General features: G+C 64.3%; 21 protein-coding genes. 13 read left to right on the top strand and 8 right to left on the bottom strand.

Annotated elements, in window-relative coordinates; all coding sequences use genetic code 11:
- Positions 1-70: 70 nt before the first annotated feature.
- From AWR35_RS01710 to AWR35_RS01695, 4 genes are all read right to left on the bottom strand, one after another.
- Complete coding sequence (locus AWR35_RS01710; protein WP_058574242.1) at positions 71-814, bottom strand: hypothetical protein; 744 nt, start codon at positions 812-814, stop codon at positions 71-73.
- A gap of 32 nt (positions 815-846) precedes the next feature.
- Positions 847-1,635: a gamma-glutamylcyclotransferase family protein gene (locus tag AWR35_RS01705; RefSeq protein WP_058574241.1), complete on the bottom strand. Its 789-nt coding sequence runs from the start codon at positions 1,633-1,635 to the stop codon at positions 847-849.
- A gap of 158 nt (positions 1,636-1,793) precedes the next feature.
- Positions 1,794-2,345 carry an NUDIX hydrolase gene (locus tag AWR35_RS01700; protein WP_058574240.1) on the bottom strand — a complete coding sequence of 184 codons (552 nt, stop codon included), beginning with the start codon at positions 2,343-2,345 and terminating at the stop codon, positions 1,794-1,796.
- Positions 2,346-2,349: 4 nt separating this feature from the next.
- Positions 2,350-2,964, bottom strand: coding sequence for a BMC domain-containing protein (locus AWR35_RS01695; protein WP_058574239.1), 615 nt, complete (start codon positions 2,962-2,964; stop codon positions 2,350-2,352).
- 320 nt (positions 2,965-3,284) lie between these two features.
- On the opposite strand from AWR35_RS01695, the gene AWR35_RS01690 reads away from it, so the two are divergent.
- The 3 genes from AWR35_RS01690 to AWR35_RS01685 all read left to right on the top strand — a co-directional run bounded on the left by AWR35_RS01690 (position 3,285) and on the right by AWR35_RS01685 (position 4,540).
- Positions 3,285-3,908 carry an arylesterase gene (locus AWR35_RS01690; RefSeq protein ID WP_058574238.1) on the top strand — a complete coding sequence of 208 codons (624 nt, stop codon included), beginning with the start codon at positions 3,285-3,287 and terminating at the stop codon, positions 3,906-3,908.
- Between the two features lie 97 nt (positions 3,909-4,005).
- Positions 4,006-4,149: a DUF3096 domain-containing protein gene (locus tag AWR35_RS10555; RefSeq protein ID WP_082663842.1), complete on the top strand. Its 144-nt coding sequence runs from the start codon at positions 4,006-4,008 to the stop codon at positions 4,147-4,149.
- Positions 4,150-4,270: 121 nt separating this feature from the next.
- Positions 4,271-4,540 carry an SHOCT domain-containing protein gene (locus tag AWR35_RS01685; RefSeq protein WP_058574237.1) on the top strand — a complete coding sequence of 90 codons (270 nt, stop codon included), beginning with the start codon at positions 4,271-4,273 and terminating at the stop codon, positions 4,538-4,540.
- Positions 4,541-4,673: 133 nt separating this feature from the next.
- Here AWR35_RS01685 and AWR35_RS01680 read toward each other — a convergent pair whose 3' ends face one another.
- Complete coding sequence (locus AWR35_RS01680; protein ID WP_058574236.1) at positions 4,674-5,315, bottom strand: periplasmic heavy metal sensor; 642 nt, start codon at positions 5,313-5,315, stop codon at positions 4,674-4,676.
- Between the two features lie 281 nt (positions 5,316-5,596).
- On the opposite strand from AWR35_RS01680, the gene AWR35_RS01675 reads away from it, so the two are divergent.
- Genes AWR35_RS01675 through AWR35_RS01665 form a run of 3 tightly spaced genes read left to right on the top strand, consistent with a single transcriptional unit; the run spans position 5,597 to position 8,700 of the window.
- The gene (locus tag AWR35_RS01675) at positions 5,597-6,235 is read left to right on the top strand and encodes a phosphoribosyltransferase family protein (protein ID WP_058574235.1); all 639 of its coding nucleotides are present in this window, start codon (positions 5,597-5,599) and stop codon (positions 6,233-6,235) included.
- A 4-nt stretch (positions 6,236-6,239) separates the two neighbouring features.
- Entirely contained in the window at positions 6,240-6,884 is a 645-nt protein-coding gene (locus tag AWR35_RS01670; protein ID WP_058574407.1) for an alpha/beta family hydrolase, read from the top strand.
- 7 nt (positions 6,885-6,891) lie between these two features.
- Complete coding sequence (locus tag AWR35_RS01665) at positions 6,892-8,700, top strand: adenosylcobalamin-dependent ribonucleoside-diphosphate reductase (RefSeq protein ID WP_058574234.1); 1,809 nt, start codon at positions 6,892-6,894, stop codon at positions 8,698-8,700.
- 7 nt (positions 8,701-8,707) lie between these two features.
- On the opposite strand, the gene AWR35_RS01660 is transcribed toward AWR35_RS01665, so the two are convergent.
- The gene (locus AWR35_RS01660) at positions 8,708-9,793 is read right to left on the bottom strand and encodes a CapA family protein (RefSeq protein ID WP_282096945.1); all 1,086 of its coding nucleotides are present in this window, start codon (positions 9,791-9,793) and stop codon (positions 8,708-8,710) included.
- A 143-nt stretch (positions 9,794-9,936) separates the two neighbouring features.
- Here AWR35_RS01660 and AWR35_RS01655 point away from each other — a divergent pair, with 143 nt between their 5' ends.
- Positions 9,937-10,644, top strand: coding sequence for a hypothetical protein (locus AWR35_RS01655; protein WP_058574232.1), 708 nt, complete (start codon positions 9,937-9,939; stop codon positions 10,642-10,644).
- 10 nt (positions 10,645-10,654) lie between these two features.
- On the opposite strand, the gene wrbA is transcribed toward AWR35_RS01655, so the two are convergent.
- Positions 10,655-11,254, bottom strand: coding sequence for an NAD(P)H:quinone oxidoreductase (gene wrbA / locus AWR35_RS01650; RefSeq protein ID WP_058574231.1), 600 nt, complete (start codon positions 11,252-11,254; stop codon positions 10,655-10,657).
- A gap of 144 nt (positions 11,255-11,398) precedes the next feature.
- Here wrbA and AWR35_RS01645 point away from each other — a divergent pair, with 144 nt between their 5' ends.
- From AWR35_RS01645 to AWR35_RS01625, 5 genes are all read left to right on the top strand, one after another.
- On the top strand, positions 11,399-12,406 hold the full coding sequence (locus tag AWR35_RS01645) for a nitroreductase family protein (protein WP_058574230.1): 1,008 nt from the start codon (positions 11,399-11,401) through the stop codon (positions 12,404-12,406).
- A gap of 31 nt (positions 12,407-12,437) precedes the next feature.
- Positions 12,438-13,811 (top strand): sodium:alanine symporter family protein, encoded by a 1,374-nt coding sequence (locus tag AWR35_RS01640; protein ID WP_058574229.1) that lies wholly within the window; start codon positions 12,438-12,440, stop codon positions 13,809-13,811.
- A 467-nt stretch (positions 13,812-14,278) separates the two neighbouring features.
- Positions 14,279-15,604 carry an ATP-grasp domain-containing protein gene (locus AWR35_RS01635; protein ID WP_058574228.1) on the top strand — a complete coding sequence of 442 codons (1,326 nt, stop codon included), beginning with the start codon at positions 14,279-14,281 and terminating at the stop codon, positions 15,602-15,604.
- Complete coding sequence (locus tag AWR35_RS01630) at positions 15,604-17,655, top strand: CocE/NonD family hydrolase (protein ID WP_058574227.1); 2,052 nt, start codon at positions 15,604-15,606, stop codon at positions 17,653-17,655. Before AWR35_RS01635 ends, AWR35_RS01630 begins: the two co-directional genes overlap by 1 nt.
- A gap of 179 nt (positions 17,656-17,834) precedes the next feature.
- Positions 17,835-19,214, top strand: a complete 1,380-nt coding sequence (locus AWR35_RS01625; RefSeq protein WP_058574226.1) for a diguanylate cyclase — start codon at positions 17,835-17,837, stop codon at positions 19,212-19,214.
- Positions 19,215-19,233: 19 nt separating this feature from the next.
- Here AWR35_RS01625 and AWR35_RS01620 read toward each other — a convergent pair whose 3' ends face one another.
- Positions 19,234-19,776, bottom strand: coding sequence for a phosphate-starvation-inducible PsiE family protein (locus AWR35_RS01620; RefSeq protein ID WP_066185022.1), 543 nt, complete (start codon positions 19,774-19,776; stop codon positions 19,234-19,236).
- 158 nt (positions 19,777-19,934) lie between these two features.
- On the opposite strand from AWR35_RS01620, the gene AWR35_RS01615 reads away from it, so the two are divergent.
- The gene (locus AWR35_RS01615; protein WP_058574225.1) at positions 19,935-20,657 is read left to right on the top strand and encodes a DUF72 domain-containing protein; all 723 of its coding nucleotides are present in this window, start codon (positions 19,935-19,937) and stop codon (positions 20,655-20,657) included.
- The last annotated feature ends 86 nt before the right edge of the window (positions 20,658-20,743 follow it).

The following is a 20,743-nucleotide window of genomic DNA, read 5'->3' as shown; positions in this document are numbered from 1 at the left end:
ACCGCGGTGCTCCAGGCCGGCGTGCGAAGGACGGGCTGTTGTCGACGGCTGTGAAACACGTCGACAGGGTTCATCCGTTGTTCGCCGAGGTGTTTTCGGAGTCGGCGAACAGCCTTTCGACGGTGGCGGAGAAGTCGTCGCGGGCGGTATCGCAGAGCGGCGAGCCGTGGCCGCAGAGGGCGTGACGGAAATCCCGCTCCATCAGTCGGTGGAAGTCTCCGGCCTGCGGCTCGGCCTTCTGCATCCACAGCGGGCCGACATTGGCCGGGGTGAAGAACCCCATTTCCTGCATCATCGCGCGGGAATCGTCGGAGAAGAATTCGTCCGGAGCCTCCCAGTTCTGCAGGGCGTCGCAGGCAACCAGAATGCCGCCGGCCCGGTCGATGTGGAGGATGCCTTCGGGGATCGCGGTGGTCTCGAAGGTGAACAGCTCGGCGTCGGCCAGCGGCAGTGGTCCGCCGGGCGAGAGTGTCTCGTCGGCCTGCAGACCGGTCTCGTGCTCCATGCCGGGCATCATCCAGTAGCGGGCGCCGTAGTGCCGGACGTAGAACGGGTCGTCACGGCCATGCAGGGAGCCCAGACGGACCACGTCGGTCACCCGTCCCAGCTGGTCCAGTGCGGCGAGTCCCTCGTCGTCGAGTCGCACGCTGTTGATCACCACCAGCCGGTCGCCGTCACGGACGACGGTCATGTTGCGGCTGAATTTCCAGTCCATGTCCAGCAGACAGGTCTCCATCGCACCGGAGACGAAGAACACGTCCGGAAAGATTTCCTGGATGGGGCCGTGCGAAAGGGCGTCGGGAAGCGCGGTCATCTGGGGTCCTCCTTGGAAACGGTCGCCAACGCTCAATAGTACTCGAAGCGGCCGATATATCGGTATTCCCGTTTATATTCCTGCAGGTAGGTGTTCAGGTAGCGTCGTTGGGCGTCGTCGAGCCGATCGTCGCGGATGTCGTCGAGCGTCTCGCTGCCGTCGCTCGAGTCCATGCGCTGCAGGTGGAACAGGGTCATGTCGCGCCCGCCGAACAGGCCCTTGAGAAACTCATGGCTCGGGCGGGCGGCCCTCATGTCGAAGACGGCACCGTAGAGTGCGGTGTAGTCGGGATGGGCGCGCAGCGACTCGGCGTCGAAACGCGAATGGGGGCCGGGAGGGTGTTCGAATGGCGGCGCCTCGGTGACGGGCAGGGTCGGCTGACGTTCGAGCTGCTCGATGTAGGCCGGGTCCAGCTCCGCCAGTCGGGCGCCGCGCAGCAGGATGTTGAGATAGCGGCGGCTCGGCAGGCAGCTGTCGTCGATGAAGTCGGGGCGACCGACGTAGGCGAAGGCAGGCACGATGCCCTCGTCGGTCTCCACATCGACCATGATGCGGTCGTAGCCGACGCCGCGCGCTTCGGCCCGGTCGAGTGCCGGCAGGCTGTCGTCCGGGCATTCGTGAATCACCCCCAGCACGCGGTCGTGCAGGTTACCCGTCTGCTCGATATTGCCTACGCCGCCCTCGTGCCGGAAGAAGTGTCGGACGTTGAACCGCAGGTACCAGCCAGGCAGTGTCGCGCGTTGCGAGGAAATCGGTTCGACGCCCTTGGCCCGGAGCGAAGTCATGTCCAGATTCGATCCGAAGCCGAAGTACCTGATCATTCCCTGATTTCCCTGCGCAAGTGAACCAGTCGGCGAGTGTCCCGCGGGCCGGTGACGACGTCAACGTCGGCTCGGCCTGCACGCAGGCAGCGGTTCGTCGGGCGGTGATCGGTTTTCGAGGGAGGCGGGTGCCGGTCCGGGCAGGGGTGGCGCTGCGATCAGCGCATCTTGCGCGTCTTGTCGAGCATGCGCAGGGTCGAGCGGCTGTTGCTCAGGCGGGCGACCATGGGAATCTCCACCCAGCGCAGTTCGAAGGACTCCTCGTTGCCCGGGACGGGAACGCGGTCGTCGATCTCCACCAGGTAGCGGATATCAATGTGGTGATGTTCTTGGGAATCCGGGTGCGGCTCCTGCGTCGCATGGATGTCGACGTCGAAGATGCCGTCACCGACTAGCCGGATGTGCTCGGGCGAGACGCCGGTCTCCTCGGCGCATTCCTTGAGCGCGACCATGCGCATGTCGGTGTCGCCGTCGGCGTGCCCGCCCGGCTGCAGCCAGCGGTCGAGCTTGCGATGGTGCATCAGCAGCACGGCGGTGCGCGACGGGTTGACCACCCAGGTGGAAGCCGAGACGTGCGCCGGCAGATGGTGCCGGTAGAAGGTGTCCGGATGCGTGGCGACGAACTGGCGGGCCCGCTCGACGAATGCCGCTTCGTCGAGATAGCGGGTCTGGTAGCGGGCCAGTTGTTCCAGCAGGTCGCAGCGATGCATGGGATCAGGTAAAGGCCGGGTTCTTCACCGCGGCGATCGCGGCGCGCGCGGCCTCGTCGACGTTGCCTTCCGTGCCGGCGATCGTCAGGCGGCCGTACTTGCCCACGGCGCGCACGTCGATCAGCGAGATGTTGGCCGCCTTTTCCGCCTGGTTGGCGGCGTAGACGACGTAACCGGCCGGCTCGACCTCGAGGATGAACATGCTCTGGTCCGGCAGGATCATGTTGCCGCGGCGGTTCTGACGGTTGATCAGGACCGTGTGGTCCGGTGTCATGCCGCGGATGATCTCCTGCCAGGCGATCTCGCAGGGCTGGCGCTCGGTCTGCTGGCGGCCGAGGTAGTCGAGGATCGTATCGCCGGCCTGGACCACGTCGCTCTGCACGCGATGGTGGATGACCATCGAGCCGAAGGCCCGCTCGACCACCTGCTGCGCGAGGCGCACGCTGGAGGATTTCAGCGCGATGTCGGTCAGGCGGTGAACGGCCATGCCCGGCGAGACCTCGACCCACAGGCAGGCATCACCCGGCACCGGCAGAAAGCCCTGGGACGCCGTCGCCATGTACTCCGCCACCTGGGGCTGGAGCGAGTCGATAAAGACGTACGTCCGGAGTTCGATCATCGAGAGGGGGCCTTCCCGCAGGGCGATTGATGTATCAGCAAAGGTCGAGTGCCGCGGAGTCTACCATCAGGCGCACTCGGGAGGAATTGCGATCCCTTATGGTTGCCATACGATCCGATGCGAAACGACGGAACGAGTCACGGCCGCGCAGAGTGCCTATAGTGGGGCGGAGCAGCGGAAGTTGCCCGGGGGCCGGGCAAGCGACATGCCACGAACGGTGGGAGGAGTCATGACGATACCGATGCCGAAGCCTGTCCCGCCCGCCGACTTCGAGTCGGCCGGTCGGGACATCCGGGTCGAGAAGCGGGCGAGGTGTGGCGATGATCGATAGATTGTCGGTCCGGTGCTGGTGGATGTGGCTGGCCGTTCCGGCCCTGCTGGTGCTGGCAGGTTGTGGCGAGGCCCCGCTCGATCGGCTTTCGGCGGGGGATCGCATTCTGGCTTTCGGTGACAGCCTCACCGAAGGCGTGGGTGCACCGGACGGCGCTGCCTATCCCGCACAGCTCGAGGCCCTGACAGGGCATGCCGTGATCAATGCCGGCGTTTCGGGTGAGACCACGGCCGAGGCCGTGACGCGTCTGCCCGCGGTGCTCGATCGTCACGAGCCGGCCCTGATGATCCTCCTGACCGGCGGCAACGACGTGCTGCAGAACCGGAACCCGATACGGGCCAAGGCCAACATCGCCCGCATGATCGAGCTGGCACGTGGCCGCGGCGTCCAGGTGGTCCTGGTGGGAGTGCCCAGGAAGTCGCTGTTCTCCAACTCGGCGCCGCTCTACCGGGAGCTGGCCGATTTCTACCACGTGGTGCTGGTAGACGACCTGGTCGCGGACCTGCTGCGCCGCCCCGGTTACAAGTCCGATGCCGTGCACCTGAACGCCGCCGGCTATCGGGCCATGGCCGAGCGTCTCGACGAGGTGCTGCGCGAGTCGGGCGCCCTTTGACGATTGGACAAGCGCCGCGACGCTGGCGCAGGATTGGGCCACGGGCGGTGAAGGCCGCCTGGACCGGATATTTCGCCACGACCTCAAGGAGTGACTCATGACCTTCCACATCGAACTCGCCCCGTTGATCTCCCTGCTTGCCGGCATCCTGATCCTGGTGTTCCCGAAACTGTTGAACTACATCGTCGCGATCTACCTGATCACACTCGGCGTGCTGGGGCTGCTCGGCTACGGCTTCTGATCTGACGGTTCGTCGCGAATCGCGTCGAGACAGCAGTCACCCGGTCAAGGGGTCTAGGCTGACGGCAGGCCACCGTGAGGTGCCTGCCGTTTTTTGGTTTTGACAACGAGGAGACAGACACATGTACGACTGGGGTTACGGTGTCATGCCGCACACGGGTATGGGATTCGGTTTCGGCGGCTGGATCCTGATGATTCTTTTCTGGGCCCTGCTGATCGCGGCGATCGCGCTGTTGATCAAGTGGCTGGTCAGCCCGCGGCCGGGATCGGAGGGTGAGTCGACCAGCGAGCGGCGATCGAACCGGGCACTCGATATCCTGCGCGAGCGCTATGCGCGGGGTGAGATCGATCACGAGGAGTTTGAGGAGCGTCGCCGGCGACTCGAGGACTGATCCGTCGCCACGTATTCCTGTGGGGTAAGCCGGTGCTCGTCAATCGGGCGCCTTGATCGGTTTGCCTGTCGCAAAAAAGAAGGCCGCCCGGTTCGTTCGGGCGGCCTTTTGCTTGCTGGGATGGTTGTTCCGTTCAGTCCTTCTCGAGGACGTCGCGCATCTTCCGGTGCATCTCGATGCGCTCTTCGGCCATCTCCTGCTGGAGCTTGCCAAGCTCGCGCGATTTCTCCTTGATCGCGTCGTAATTCGGTTCGTCGGCGAGCTGCATGCGGTAGAGCTCTCGCTGGTGTTGCTGCATCTTCTGCATCCGCTCCCAGTGCTCCTTCTTCTCCTCCTGCTGGAGCTCCCGCATGCGTTCACGCTGTTTCTCGGTCAGGCGGCCGAGATTGCTCGAGCCCATGCCGTAGCCCGGCGCCATCATGCCGGGGCCGTAGCCCTGCATCATCCCGCCGCCGTATCCGTGCATCGGTCCGTAGCCTTGCATCATGCCCTGGCCGTACCCCGGTCCATAGCCCTGCATCATGCCGGGGCCGTAACCGTGCATCATCCCCGGCCCCATCATTCCCGAGCCATATCCGCCGCCCGGGGCGCAGGGGCCCGCCCCCTGCATGCCGTACCCGGGTCCGTAAGGGCCATAACCGTCCATCATGCCCGGGCCCATCATGCCGCGACGCGGTTGGTCGTCATCGGCCACGGCCATCATCGGTGCCGAGCCGAGCAGTGCCACCGCAAGCGAACAGGCGGTCAGGTTGCGAACGAGTCTGATCTGTTTCATGGCGCTTCTCCTCCTTAGCTGGAATGAAGGCCGACGGGGACGACCCAGGCATCAATCGCGCCCGGTCACCCGTCCTGAATCCGAGGTAGCCCGGCTGACTAAGCCGGCATGCGCGCCCGCGCTGGGGAGGCACGTACTCACAAGGTAGCAGGTGGATGGAGGGTTTTCGTTCCTCCAAGCAATTGATTTGGGGGCGTTAAACACGGCCTGTCCGGCAGGCACGCAGCCTGTCGAGGAATGGCTATAGTCAGTGCAGGGAACGGTCATCTCAGGAGGGCGCGATGCGATTCACGAACCGACGCGAAGCCGGTCGTCAGCTGGCAGAGGCACTAGAGAGCTTTCGCGGGCAGGCCGGCGTGGTCTACGCGCTGCCACGAGGGGGGGTGCCGTTGGGTGAGGAGGTCGCCCGGCGTCTTGAGATGCCGCTGGACATCCTGATCCCGCGCAAGATCGGTCATCCGATGCAGCCCGAGTACGCCATCTGCGCGGTGCCGGAGCACGGTCAGCGAGTCTGCAATCCGCGTGAAGAGGCGGCGGTCGACCCGCAGTGGCTGGCCGAGGCCGAGGCGCGCGAGCGGGCCGAATCACGCCGCCGTCGTGCGCTGTATGGCAGGGCGGATGCGCCGTCGGTGGCCGGAAAGATCGCAATCATCGTCGACGACGGGATCGCCACGGGGCTGACGATGCGGGCGGCGATACGCGACGCCGACGCTCGCGAGCCGGTGCACGTGGTGGTCGCCATCCCGGTGGTGCCGTCCTCCACCGCGGCCACGCTGGAGACCGAGGCCGACGAGCTGGTCGCGCTGGAGATCACCGACCACTACCTCGGGGCCGTCGGGGCGTACTACTACAGCTTCCCGCAGGTGTCCGACGAGGAAGTGATCAGGATGCTTGAACAGGCCGCCGACCGGGAGGGGTGAGATGATGTCCGATGCGGAGCGTGCCGTGCAGATGCGACTGGGAGGCGGCCTCCACGAGGGCATTCTCGGGATGCCGCGACAACCGAGGGGACTGGTGGTATTTGCCCACGGCAGCGGCAGTAGCCGCCACAGCGCCAGAAACCAGTTCGTCGCCCGCCAGTTGCACGAGGTGGGCATGGGCACCCTGCTGTTCGATCTGTTGAGCGAAGAGGAGGACCGCGTCTACGAGAACCGGTTCGACATCGACCGGCTTGCCGAGCGGCTTGTCCAGGCCTCCGGCTGGGTGGCCGATCAGCCGGAGCTGGCCGATCTGCCGCGCGGTTACTTTGGCGCGAGCACCGGTGCGGCGGCGGCGCTCAAGGCCGCCGCCCGGCTGCCCGACTCGGTTCGGGCCGTGGTGTCGCGAGGCGGGCGGCCGGACCTCGCCGGCGAGGCGCTGCCACAGGTGAAAGCCCCGACCCTGCTGATCGTCGGTGGGGCGGACACCCAGGTGATCGAACTCAACAGCTGGGCAAGAGAACGCATGCGGGCCACCAGCGAGATGGCGATCGTGCCGGGGGCGACCCACCTGTTCGAAGAGCCGGGGACGCTGTTCCAGGCCGCGCAGCTGGCCGCGGACTGGTTCACCCGCTGGCTGGTGCCTGCCTAGGTGCTCCATGGCTGCCCCGTTTCTGGACACGCCTATCTCTCGCCACATCTGGGCGACCCGCTATCGATACGGTGCCGAGCCGGATATCGAGGCGAGCTGGCACCGGGTGGCCGCGGCCATCGCCAAGGTCGAGGCTGAGCCGGCGGTCTGGGCGCGGCGCTTTCGCGACCTGTTGGCCGATTTTCGCTTCCTGCCCGGTGGCCGCATCCTGGCGGGTGCCGGCACCGATCGACAGGTGACGCTGTTCAACTGCTTCGTGATGGGGCGGATCGAGGATTCCATGGACGGCATCTTCGAGGCGCTCAAGGAAGGCGCGCTGACCATGCAGCAGGGCGGCGGGGTTGGCTACGACTTCTCCACGCTGCGCCCGGCCGGGACGGCGGCACGCCATGCCGGCACCATCGCCTCGGGGCCGGTGTCGTTCATGCGCATCTGGGACAGCATGTGCGCGACCATCCTCTCCACCGGCGCACGGCGCGGCGCGATGATGGCGACCCTGCGCGTCGATCACCCCGATATCGAGGCCTTCATCGATGCCAAGCACCAGGCCGGCGAGCTGACGCATTTCAACTGTTCTGTGCTGGTCACCGATGCCTTCATGGCAGCGGTGCACGCCGATGCCGACTGGTCGCTGGTGTTTCCCTCCGCGGCTCTCGGTGAGGCTCGGGAGGAGGGCGAGGGCGAGCTGGTGCGGCGCGCTTGGCCGGGCTTCGACGAGCCGGTCGCCTGTCGGGTAATCCGCCGGGTGCGCGCCCGCGACCTGTGGGAGCGGATCATGCGCGCGACCTACAGTCACGCCGAACCGGGTGTGTTGTTCATCGACCGGATCAACCAGTGGAACAACCTCGGTGACCGCGAGCACATCAGCGCCACCAATCCCTGTGGCGAGATCCCGCTGCCACCCTACGGCGCCTGCGATCTGGGCTCGATCAACCTGACGCGCTTCGTGGTCGAGCCATTCCGGGACGGCGCGCGGCTCGATCATGAGGGGCTCGGGCAGACCGCCGCGCTGGCGGTGCGTTTCCTCGACAACGTCATCGACGCCTCGCACTTCCCGTTACCCGCCCAGACCGAGCAGGCCCGCGACAGTCGTCGTCTCGGACTGGGCGTCACCGGACTGGCCGATGCGCTGATCATGCTGGGATTGCACTACGACAGCGAGGTCGCCCGCGAACAGGCCGGGCAGGCGATGGCGACCATCACCCAGGCGGCCTATCGGGCATCGATCGCGCTGGCTCGGGAAAAGCGGCCGTTTCCGTTGTTCGACAAGGCTCAGTTTCTCGATCGACCCTTCGTCCATGCGCTGCCCGGCGACATCCGCGCCGGGATCGCGCGCGATGGCATCCGCAACAGTCATCTGACCGCAATCGCGCCCACCGGCACCATCAGTCTCCTGGCGGGGAATGTCTCCTCGGGGGTCGAGCCGGTATTCCGGCGCGAGTTGTGTCGCCCGGTGCTCACCACCGAGGGGCAACGCGAGAGCTTCCGCATGCAGGATGCTGCCTGGCGTCGCTGGCAGGCTGATCACGGGGAGGAGTCGCTGCCACCGGCGTTCGTCGAGGCGGAGGAATTGCCTCCCGAGGCCCACCTGGCCATGCAGGCGGCGCTGCAGCCACACGTCGATAGCGCGATCTCCAAGACCATCAACGTGCCCGAATCGATGCCGTTCGCCTCCTTCGAGGCGATCTATCAGCGTGCCTTCGAGCTGGGGTTGAAGGGCTGCACCACCTATCGCCCCAACCCGGTGACCGGCGCGGTGTTGCAGGGTGTCGACACGGCCACGCCTTGCTGCGGGATTGATCGCGAATCGGACTGACTGGCCGTCAGTCGATCCAGTGACAGATCAAGTGGCTGCCGGCATCGCTGACGTGGCCACCGAAGCGTTGTGCCTGCCGGTCGAGCATGCCCACCAGCCATTCCCGGTCCGGTCCCGAGCAGGACTGCAATTGCAGTCGGCGGATCACGAACGGATCGAGTTCGAGTCGAGACAGCCGCCCGCCGTCCAGGGTGGGGCGGTACAGCAGCGCCAGGTCGGACCGGTACGGTGTGGTGCCACCGATGCCCTCGTAGTCGTTGAGCAGATCGCCGCAGCCGTAGAGGATCAGCCGCTCGTTGTGCACCTCGAAAGCGCGCGGGTGGTGCGATGAGTGGCCGTGAACCACGTCGACGCCGGTCTCGTCGATCAGGTCGTGGGCGAAACGCCGGTGGGCCTCGGGGATCTGGTAGCCCCAGTTGCTGCCCCAGTGAATCGAGAACACCACCGTATCGCCCGGTTGACGCTGGGATTCGATCTGGCCGGCCAACCGCCGGATCGTCACCTCGTCCAGATCGGGCAGGTAGTGAACGCCGGGACGCGATTCCGTGGCGGCCCAGTCGGAAGGGATGCCGCTGTCGCGGTGGCCGGCGGCGAAGACCAGCAACCGCTTGCCGTCAGCCCCCGGCAGCACCACCGGGCGTTCGGCCGCCTCTCGATCGCGCCCGGCACCGACGGTCGGAATGCCGGCGGCCTCGAGCGCCTCGAGGGTCTCGATCAGCCCGGCACGCCCCCAGTCGAGCAGGTGGTTGTTGGCCAGCACCAGGCAGTCGGGGGCAATGGCCGCCAGGTAGGCGATATTGCCCGGATACATGCGGTAGTTGATGCCCTTGTCCGGCCATGGCGTGTCGCTGGTGGTGATCGCCGTCTCGAGGTTGAGAATGCGCCGGCAGGCCGGATCGGCGAGCGTCTCGCGGGCTGCACCCCAGATATAACCGGGGTCTACGGCACGCGGCACCGGCCCGTTGACCCGCTCGGCCAGACGCACGTAACCGCGGGCGTCCTTGATGTAGTCCTCGTAGAGGATGGGATCGGAGGGCGAGGGCAGGATCTGGTCGATGCCGCGACCGAGCATCACGTCACCGCCGAATAACAGGTTGAGGTGAGTATCGATGCCTGGACTCCCAAGAGAGGATCATGATTGCGCACCCTGCCGGTGGCGTCGGTTGGTCTGGCCTATGCTCCGATTAAAGCAAACGGCACGGCAATCGCATCGCCCTCGGTCGGAGGCGCATCACCATGACACTGGAAACCACGCTTGGTCTGGCCCTGATGGCCGGTCTGGCGATTCCCGCCGGCGCGCTGGTGTCGGCAAACCCCCGCTTGCGGACGTTCTGTCTCGAGCACGAGATCGACAGCTTCGTGTCGTATTTCGGTGGTGGGGCCTTGCTGGCCGCCGTGGCGCTGGTGCTGGTGCCATTCGGCATGGCGCACAGCCATGTCGCTGCGGCAGCAGCGGCCTTTCTGCTCGGCGGCCTGGTGTTCTGGCAGGTAAGCACCTGGCTGAAACGCCGGGGCTCCACCGCGTCCCAGTTCCTCGGGATGTTGCTCGATTTCATACCCGAAGGCATTGCCCTGGGTGCGGCGCTGGCGACCGGTTCGCACGTTGCCTATCTGCTGGCTCTCCTGATCGCCCTGCAGAACATGCCGGAGGGGTTCGCCTCCTTTCACGAAATGCGTCGGGGCGGGATGCGGCTCGGGCGGCTCTGGATGGTGTTCCTGCTTGCCCCACTGGTGGGCCCGATCGCCGCATGGCTTGGGTTTGCCTTCCTGTCGGCCGAAGACCAGATGCTGGCCCTGCTGATGCTGTTCTGCAGTGGCGGGATTCTCTACCTGATCTTCGAGGACATCGCGCCGGGCGCGCACATGACGCGCGAGACCCTGCCAGCAATGGGGTCGGTGGCCGGCTTTTTGCTCGGGCTGATCGGCGCGATGCTCATCCACTGATGCAAGCGGATCAGCGGCAGAGCTTGTTCGTGATCTCCGCGACGTGCTGGCCCTGATAGCGGGCGATGGTGTGCTCGGTCGGGCTGGGCTGACGACTGCCGTCGCCTCCGGCCAGTGTCCCGGCACCGTAGGGGCCGCCGCCGCGCGGTTCGGAGATGTCGAACAGTTCGGGGATACCGTAAGGCGTGCCGACGATCACCATGCCCAGGTGTGCCAGTGTGTTCCAGGTGGAGGTGATGGTGGTCTCGTTGCCGGCGCCGGTGCCGGTGGAGGTGAACACGCTGCCGACCTTGCCGATCAGCTTGCCCTCGGCCCACAGGCTGCCGGTCTGGTCGAGGAAATTGCGCATCTGCGCGGCCATGTTGCCGAAGCGGGTCGGGGTGCCGATGATCACCGCATCATACTCGCCGAGTTCCTTGGGGGCGGCGATGGGTGCGGCCTGGTCGAGCTTGGCGCCCGCCTTCTTCGCCGTCTCCTCATCCATCAGTTCGGGCACGCGCTTGATTGTCACCTCGGCACCATCGACTCCCTGCGCGCCTTCGGCGACGCTTTCCGCCATCGTCTCGATGTGGCCATACATGGAATAGTAGAGAACGAGGATCTTGCTCATGCGGTGCCTCCTTGGTCGCCTGAGGGAGTTCGGGTAGAGCAAGCGTAGACGACCGCAAAGGGATTGCCGGATACGCGGCGGGCGTGACCGTATGAGCCATACTCTGAAACAGTTCAGGCGAGATCGACCAGCGAGGAAGAGCGCATGGCAGAAGGACGAGTCGATTCGATGACGATGGCAGACGGGGCGTTGCAGGAACTGATTGCCCGCACGATTCGGGCACCGTCCAGTCACAACACCCAGCCGTGGCGCTTTCGTCCGGAACGCGGCGGCGTGTCCGTTCTCGCGGATCGGGAACGACGTCTGCCGGTCAATGACCCCGCGGACCGGGAGCTGACGATCAGTTGCGGCTGTGCGTTGATGAACCTGCGTGTCGCGACGGCGGCGGCAGGTCGCGCCTATCGGCTGGACCTGTTGCCGGAGGGAGAACGTTCCTCGAGCCTCGCTCGCATGACGTGGCAGGACGGTGCCCCCGATGCCGAGGACGCGAGCCTTGCTTCGGCCATCGAGACACGGCACACCTGGCGTGAGCGTTTTGCGCCGATTTCCGTGTCGAGTGAGGTAGTGGAAGCGCTTGCGGCGATGGCCGAGCAGGAGGGCGCACGCCTGCAGGAAATCGAACAGGGCAAACCGCGACGCGAGGCGGCGCGACTGGTTGCCCAGGGCGATGCGGTCCAGTGGCGGGATCCTAGCTGGCGCCGCGAACTTGCCGGCTGGATTCGGCCGCGGCGTCTTCGGGATGGGCTGGCGGTGCCCGGACCGGTCGCTCCATTCGCGCGTATGGTGGTGAGGACCTTCGACATGGGGCAACGAGTTGGTCGCCATGACGCCCAACTCGCCGAGGATGCGCCACGGCTGATGGTGCTATCAACGAACGGCGATGAGCGTATTGACTGGCTACATGCGGGGCAGGCGCTGGAGCGCGTGCTGCTCGCGGCGAGCCAGCTCGGATTGCAAGCCTCCTACCTCAATCAGCCGGTCCAGGTCGCCTCCTTGCGTCCGCGCTTGTGCGACGCACTTGGTGTGCGTGGTCACCCCCAGATTCTGCTGCGGCTCGGTTACCCGCAGCGGGAACCGGTAGCCTCACCGCGACGTCGGGTCGCGGAGCTGGTCGAGCCGGTCCCGGGGCTGATTCGCTCGTCGTTCATTTGAACAACCGACCGGCCCAGGAAGGAGCGAGCTGATGGAAGAAGCCGTTCACGCGGTCAATGCTTTTGTCTGGGGGCCGGTCACGATCCTGTTGCTGGTGGGAACGGGGCTGTACTTCACGGTTCGGCTCCGCCTGATCCAGGTGTTCCGTCTGACATTGTCCCTCCGCCTTCTTGGTCGTCGCGAGGCGGTGGGTGAGGGTGATATCAGTTATTTTCGATCGCTGACCGTGGCGCTATCCGCAGCGATCGGAAACGGCAATATCGCCGGCGTCGCAACCGCCATCGCGATGGGTGGACCTGGAGCCATTCTTTGGATGTGGTTAACAGCCATCGTTGGCATGGCGACTGTCTATGCATCCACCGTGCTGTCGCTGCAATTCCGTGTGTTTCGTAACGAGACGGGAGAATACGCCGGCGGCCCTATGTATTACATCGAACAAGGGCTGGGGCCTCGCTGGAAGCCAATGGCCCGCTTCTTCGCCATTTGTCTGGTGATCGCCACCTTGGGCACTGGCAACATGGTCGAGGCCAACTCGGTGGCGGATACCCTCGAATTTTCCCTGCGCGATCTGGTGGGGTACTCGCCCGATCCTGAGCACATCTTCGGAGTTAAGCTCCTGATCGGCGTGGTCTACGCGGCGATGATCTGGCTGGTGATAGTGGGGGGAATCCGGCGGATCGGCCATGTGGTCGCCCGGTTGGTGCCGACGATGTTCCTGATCTACGTGGGTAGTGCGCTGGTAGTGCTGGGGATCAACGCCGAGGCGATTCCCGCCGCGTTCGCCACTATTGTTCAGGACGCGTTCACGGGGACCGCCGCGGTGGGCGGTTTTGCTGGGGCTGGCGTAATGGCCGTGATCCAGTTTGGTGTGGCTCGCGGCATATTCAGCAACGAGGCGGGACTGGGAACCACCCCGATCGCCCTGGCCGCCAGCCGCGGCGATCATCCCGCCAAGGCAGGTTTGGTGGCAATGAACTCCCCGCTGTTCGATACGCTGATCGTCTGCACGCTCACGGCGCTGGTCATCCTGACCACAGGCGTCTGGGAAACCGGCAAGAGCGGATCGGAGCTCACGACCATGGCCTTCAATGCCGCGGTTCCCGATCTGGGAAAGCTTGCGGTTACGCTCACGCTGATCTTTTTCTCGGTCTCCAGCGTGATTGGCTGGAGTTACTACGGGGAAAAGGGCACCGAATACCTGTTCGGTAGCCGCTCGATCGCTCGCTATCGGCGGGTGTTCAGCCTATTGCTCCCACTTGGTGCGGTGATGAATCTGGAACTGGTCTGGGCGCTTTGCGACATCGCGAACGGCCTGCTCGCCATTCCCAATCTGATCGCCATTCTATTGCTCTCGCCACTTGTGGTTCGCATCACCCGCCAGTATTTCCGGGGAGATAAGAGCTGAGTCTGCCGAGTGGTCGGAAGACCGCTGTCCGGAGAGCCGTCGGGAAAGGGCTTTGACGGGAGTCGTTATATGGGTGGGTGAACTTGCGGTGAATGGCCGCTAAGCGGCATTCCCCCCCAGTCGACGCCGGCGGTACCCTCAAATGCTCCGTATGCCACGGATGTCGGGCCGAATCCATGCGATTGGGTTGATTACGGCGATCGGTCGGCACGAAACGATATTGGCGGTAGATATATCCCGGTCGCTGATTTGGTGTATTTCGGCGACACCGCGTTCCATGGCCGGAAAATCGAGCTAAAGACCACGGCAGTGCTCGCTTCCACACTTTGCCAGGCGGCATGGGTTGCCGGGTAGGTATGCCGGTGTGCTTTGCAGGTTGGCTGACCCCGGCCTACGCTGTTTAAAACAGGCCGGTGGGGGCTCGGGATGGATTATCGATTTGATCTCCGAGCGGCAAGGCCGATGTCATGAATGGTCGTTGCCGTAATATTTTCGTCCTCGGGCTTGACGAGGAGCACCTCCGGGATCTCGAGAATATCCCGGATCGAGACCGGTTTCGCTTTCATGGTTTGCTAGATCGTGAAGAGGTAAGTGTCGATCGCGATGTGGACGTCATGATCGACAAGGCTCAGGCGGTCCTGAATGCGTTTGACGGGCCAATCGACGCGATCATCGGCTACTGGGATTTCCCGGTCACGGCGGTTGCTGCCATTCTCTGCCGGCGCTTCGGGCTTCCGTCGCCCTCTCTCGAGGCGGTGCTTCGCTGCGCACACAAGTACTGGGCACGTCTCGAGCAGTGGCGTGTGATGCCAGAGTGCACGCCGAGGTTTTGCGCCGTAAATCCCTTTTCGGATGATCCGCTTGCCGAGGTCAGCATTGATTTTCCCTTCTGGCTCAAACCGGTATGCGGTTATTCGTCGACGCTCGGCTTTCGTATCAACGACGAGCGTGGCTTTCACGAGGCCATAGGCCTCGCGCGCGAGCGGCTTCCTCGCTTCGGTGACCCGTTCAATGCGGTATTAAAGCGTGTCGACACGTCGGATCTGGAGGGCGTGGGCGGGAATCACATGATCGCCGAGGCGATGATGGGCGGCGTGGAGCTTGCGCCGGAAGGCTCCATCCGCCAAGGGAAGGTTGTCGTCCATGGGGTGATCGATATGGTCCGAGCCCCGAACCACAAGAGCTTCAAAGATTACCGCTATCCCTCGATTCAGCCCCGGCGGGTCCAGGAGCAGACCGGTAAGCTCGTTGAACGATTCGCTCGCGCCATTGGATATGACAACGGTTGTTTCAACGTCGAGTTTTTCTGGGATCAGGACAGGGACGAGTTGCATCTGATCGAGTTCAACGCTCGTATCTCCCAGTCCCACAGCACCATGATGGCAATGGTCGACGGCATGTCCAATTACGAAGTGGCCATTCATGTCGCCCTCGGCGACGAGCCGTCCTTCGAGCATGGGGGAGGGCCTTACCCAATGGCCGCCAAGTATCTCTATCGCCGTTTCGACGTTGGCGACGCGTTTTGCATCTCGGCTCCCGAGGAGGCTGATCTCGCGCGGCTGGCCGAAGTCCAGCCGGACACGCGGGTCTCGCTCAAGATTCACCCAGGCATGCGACTGAGTGAGACGGTCGACCAGGACGCCTACAGTTGGGTGCTGGCCGACTTGGTCATCGGTGGCGAGGACGTCTCCGATCTTAATCGTCAGTTCGAGCAGGCCAAGTCCTTGTTGCCGTTTCATTTTGAGCCCATTGACTCCATTTCCCGCCAACAACGGCAGGGAGGTCAAGACTAATGACAGCTCAACCCCTACATCACGTCGACCCCGATCAGCTGCCTTGCGCCGTGCGTCATATCGAGAACGTCTGGATTCCGTTGCCGGATGGCGACCATCTGGCGGCGCGTCTCTGGTTGCCCGTGGATGCCGGTGATGCCCCTGTTCCCGCGCTGATCGAGTACATTCCGTACCGCAAGCGCGACATCACGCGAGAGCGTGACGAGATCAATCATCCGTATCTCGCCGGGCATGGTTATGCCTGCCTGCGCGTGGACCTGCGCGGCAGTGGCGATTCGGACGGCGTGCTGCGCGACCAGTATCTCGACCAGGAGCAGGATGACGGCGTGGCGGCCATTGCCTGGGCGGCAGCTCAGTCGTGGTGCGACGGCAATGTCGGCATGTTTGGCATTTCCTGGGGAGGGTTCAATGCCCTGCAGATCGCCGCCCGGCAGCCGCCGGCCCTCAAGGCTATCGTGGCTGCCTGTGCCACTGATGATCTGTATGCCGACAACATGCATTACATGGGGGGCTGCCTGCTGGCGGACAACCTGTCCGAGTCGACGACCATGTTCGGCCACACGAGTTGTCCTCCCGATCCGGCCATCGTCGGCGACGACTGGCGGGAGATGTGGCTGCGGCGCCTAGACGAGAGCGGCGTGTGGTTGGACATTTGGCTGCGCCATCAGCAGCGCGACGAATTCTGGAGACGAGCGTCCGTCTGCGAGGACTATTCGGCCATCCGTTGCCCGGTCATGGCAGTCAGCGGATGGACTGATGGTTACACCAATGCCGTATTCCGTCTGCTCGAGCACCTCAGCGTTCCTCGCCAAGGGTTGGTGGGCCCCTGGGGACATAAATACCCGCATATGGGGGAGCCGGGCCCGGCGATTGGTTTCCTGCAGCACGTGCGGCGCTGGTTCGACCGTTGGCTCAAGGGAGTGGACAACGGCGTGGAGAACGATCCCCTGCTGAGAGCCTGGCTGCAAGACAGTGTGCCGCCGTCGACTCAGTACAAACTTCGTCCGGGGCGGTGGGTGATTGAGGACGCCTGGCCGTCGCCCAATGTCCGAGAGCAGGTGTTTCCCTTGGCGCGACACCGCCTCCTGATGCCCCATGAAAATGCGGATGACTTTGAACCGGTAGTGGATCGCATGCAGTCGCCATTGAGCCTCGGCCTGTTCGCCGGGAAGTGGTGTTCCTACGCCTCGGCACCCGACCTGCCTCATGACCAGCGTGAAGAAGATGGCGGTGCGCTGCTCTATACCTCCGAGCCCCTCCCTGAGCCCATTAACATCCTTGGCGCGCCGCGTGTGGAACTTACGCTGTCGGCCAACCGGCCGATAGCACAGGTCTGCGTTCGCTTGGAGGATGTTCTCCCGGACGGCAGGGCGACACGGGTTGCCTATGGCCTGCTTAATCTGACGCATCGCAATGGAGACGAGGCGCCAGAGCCGCTGGAGGTTGGCAAGCGGTACACCGTGGAAGTGCCCATAAATTATGTGGCGCAGTCGTTTCCCGCTGGACATCGTATTCGTTTGGCCATCAGCACGTCGTACTGGCCGCTGGCATGGCCACCACCGGAGCCGGTGGAACTGGCGGTGGTCCCCACCGAGAGCGCCCTGATCCTGCCTTGTCGAGGCGATAAGTTCGACGACGAACGATTGTGCGAGTTTGGTCCCCCCGAGGGCACACCGGCCATGAGCAAGACGCTTATCGAACCGGGCCACCACAATTGGCTGGTACATCGGGATCTCGCAGCCGACACGTCCGAGCTTGAGGTGATCAAGGATGACGGTCGCTGGCGGATCGATGATCTCGACCTCACCGTCAGCACACTGACTAACGAGTGGTACCGCAGCCAGGGAGGCGAATTCGAGTCCGTCTCCGGCGAGACCTCGACGCGCAAGGAGTTCTTGCGTGGCGACTGGCGGGCCACGATCCGGACCTCGACCTCCTTAAGCTCCACACCGACCCACTTCATTCTTCGAGCGGAACTGGACGCCTGGGAGGGTGAGATGCGGGTATTCTCCAAGAACTGGAATCGGCGCATACGCCGGAACCTGCTTTGAAGTGGAACTTGTGCTGGAAGTGGATAGATCGTTTCCGAGGACGTGCGAACGCTTGGCCGATGGCTGAGCATAGTGGATCAATTCCCCCACTAAAAACAGGGGGATAAACAATTCATGACGTGCTAATGTCCGAGCTCGATGCAGGATGCATCGGATGGAAAGCTAGAAAGGAGTCAGGGATGAGTTTGCTCGGATCGAGGCACGTCTTCCGTACGCTGGCCTGGAGCATGGTGGCCATGGGTGTGCTCATGGGGGCGATCTTTCCGCTCGCCGCCCTTCAGATGGGGGTGTCCGCCGATCTGGCTCTCTCCCCGACCTTCATCGGAACGACACTGGCCGCCGGGCTGATCGTCGGCGGGCTCAATTTCGCGCTCGCCAGCCGTATCGTCCGTCCCCGTCTGCGTCGCCTCAGCGGCCGCATGCGCAAGGTGCGCTCGGCGATGGACCAGGCAACCTACTCGGGGGACTGGTCGGAATGTGACCCGGCGGTCTGTCGCCTCCAGGAGCAGGCCCAGGACGAGCTGGGCGAGGTGGCCAACAGCTACAACGCGCTGCTGCAGGCGCTGCACTCGGCGCACCGGGTCGAGGAGCGCATCCAGAACTTCAACAACACGCTGTCCAGTCAGCTGGATCTCAGCGATCTCAGTGACCAGGCGCTGACGCTGCTGATGGAGCATTCGGACGCCGATGGCGGCGCGATCATTCTGGAAAAGCAGGGCGACTGGACCATCCCGGCGTCCAAGGGGCTGATCGAGCCGGATGCCATTTTGCGGAGCCCCGCCCTGCAGGCCGCCCACGAGCAGGCAACCGTGCGTCGTTTCGACCTGCCGGCGGCGGTCAAGGTCGACGCCGTGCTTTCGCACTTCACGCCCAGCGACGTGCTCCTGCTGCCGATCAGCCATCACGGCCTGCTGCTCGGCTGGGTTGTCCTCGCGGCGGCCCAGCCATTTACCGAGCGCACGCTGCGACTGCTGCCCCTGATGATCCAGGGGCTGGGTCTGGCGCTGAACAATGCGCTGCTGCACGACGACCTGCAACGGGTCGCCGCCCTCGACCCGCTTACCGGCCTGTACAACCGTCGCTTCGGCATGAAGCGTCTCGAGGAAGAACTGGCTCGCATCCAGCGCAGCCAGACCCCGCTGTCGCTGATCATCGTCGATCTCGATCACTTCAAGCGTCTGAACGACACCTACGGCCATCTGGCCGGTGACAAGGTGCTGGTGCGTGCGGCCGGCGTGATCCGCGACATGCTGCGCAAGGGCGACGTGGTGATGCGCTACGGCGGCGAGGAGTTCATCGCCATTCTGCCGGGGTCCGATGTCGAGGATGCCCGCGAGGTGGCCGAGCGGATCCGTTTTGCCATCGCCCAGAGTTCGGTCGAGATCACGGGGCACAGCCTCACGGTGACCGCGAGTATCGGCGTGGCCTGCTCCTCCAACGATCGGCTGACGGCCGCCGAGCCTCTGATGCGTCTTGCCGACGCGCGTTTGTACGCCGCCAAGTCGGGTGGCCGGGATCGGGTGATCGCCGATGGGGCAGGCGAGGCGCTGGCGAGCTGAGCGACACCCGATCGCCGGCCTAGGTGTCTTCTGTCCCTCCCGGTTTGGCAGGCTCGGTTTGCGTCGTTCGCGTATGGGATTCCTGGGCCCGGCGTGCCGCGTCCCGTTGCTCGATCAGCCAGTAGACGCCGCCAAGCACCAGCACGCCGAACGACAGGGCGAGGATCATCAGGGGGGTCGTCGAGGCGGTGTCAAGGATGATGAACTTTCGCGCCAGGGCGAGCAGGGCGATCAGGACCACGATCTTGGTCTGGATGATATGTTCGCGGCGTTCGATCACCTTGATTATGGAGTGCTGAAACTCCATTGCGATCAGCAACGTCAGGATGGCGCCAAACAGTTTCTGGAACACGCTGTGCGCCAGCACGTTCTGGTGTTGCAGAACGAGCGTTTCGACCACCAGTCGGATCAGCTCCCAAAGCGCGAGCAGGATGACCACCGCGATGATCACCCCAAGCACCGCGGCAATGACCTGCTCGAAGCGCTCGGAGAGGCTCATCACCTTCCAGTAGCGTCGCAGATCCGACTGGCGTTGGGTTCGACGTTGATGGATGTGCCACATGCCCAATCCCTCCATGCTGGCGGCTCGCGATCGGGTCGAGAATCCCTCCGGACGGGAATCGTCGTTCAGTCAATGGCTTGGGGTCGCTCGACGCCGCTTCAAGCCCTCTGCTACCTGCTAGCCTAGCGGTATCCGTCCCCCTTGCCGCCGGAGGCATCATGCAGTGCTATCTGGGCACGTCCGGCTGGAACTACCGCCACTGGCGCGAGGCGTTCTATCCGTCCTCGTTGTCGGCTTCCGAGTGGCTGTCCTTCTATGCCGAGCGGTTTGCCAGCGTCGAGATCAATGCCACGTTCTATCGCCTGCCGAGCGACGAATCGCTGGATACCTGGCGAGAGAGCGTGCCGGCGGACTTTCGCTTCGCCGTCAAGGCCAGTCGCTACATCACCCACATGAAGAAGCTCAAGGATCCGGCCGAGAGCATCCAGGCGTTCTTCGACAAGGTCGACCGACTCGGCGACCGGCTGGGTCCGATCCTGTTCCAGTTGCCGCCACGGTGGCACGTCAATGTCGAACGGCTTGCGGCGTTCCTCGAGGCGCTGCCCCCCGGGTATCGCTATGCCTTCGAGTTCCGGGATGAAAGCTGGTGGACCGAGCCGGTGACCGATCTGCTCGCCGAACACGGTGCCGCCTTCTGCCTGTTCGATCTCGAGGGACAGACCACGCCGGCCTGGACAACCGCCGATTTCGTCTATCTGCGCTGGCATGGCAGCGACGGTCGATATCAGGGCCGATACCCGGATACCGTCCTCGACGACTGGGCCGGACGCATCCGCCGCTGGACACGTGATGGTCGCGAGGTGTTCGGCTATTTCGACAATGATGCCCAGGCGCAGGCTCCCCAGGATGCCGATCGGCTGTTAAATCGTCTCGAGAGTTAGTCGCGGCAACGGCGCTCGCCCGGGCCACGCTTGTTCGAAGCCGCAGGGGACGGCCGCGCTTCGTGCGATACTCGTCCCATCCACCG

It is taken from the genome of Guyparkeria sp. WRN-7, assembly GCF_001641825.1.
Taxonomy (GTDB): Bacteria; Pseudomonadota; Gammaproteobacteria; order Halothiobacillales; family Halothiobacillaceae; genus Guyparkeria.
Note: the sequence above shows the minus strand (reverse complement) of the source record. Positions and strands in the feature narration are given on the sequence as shown.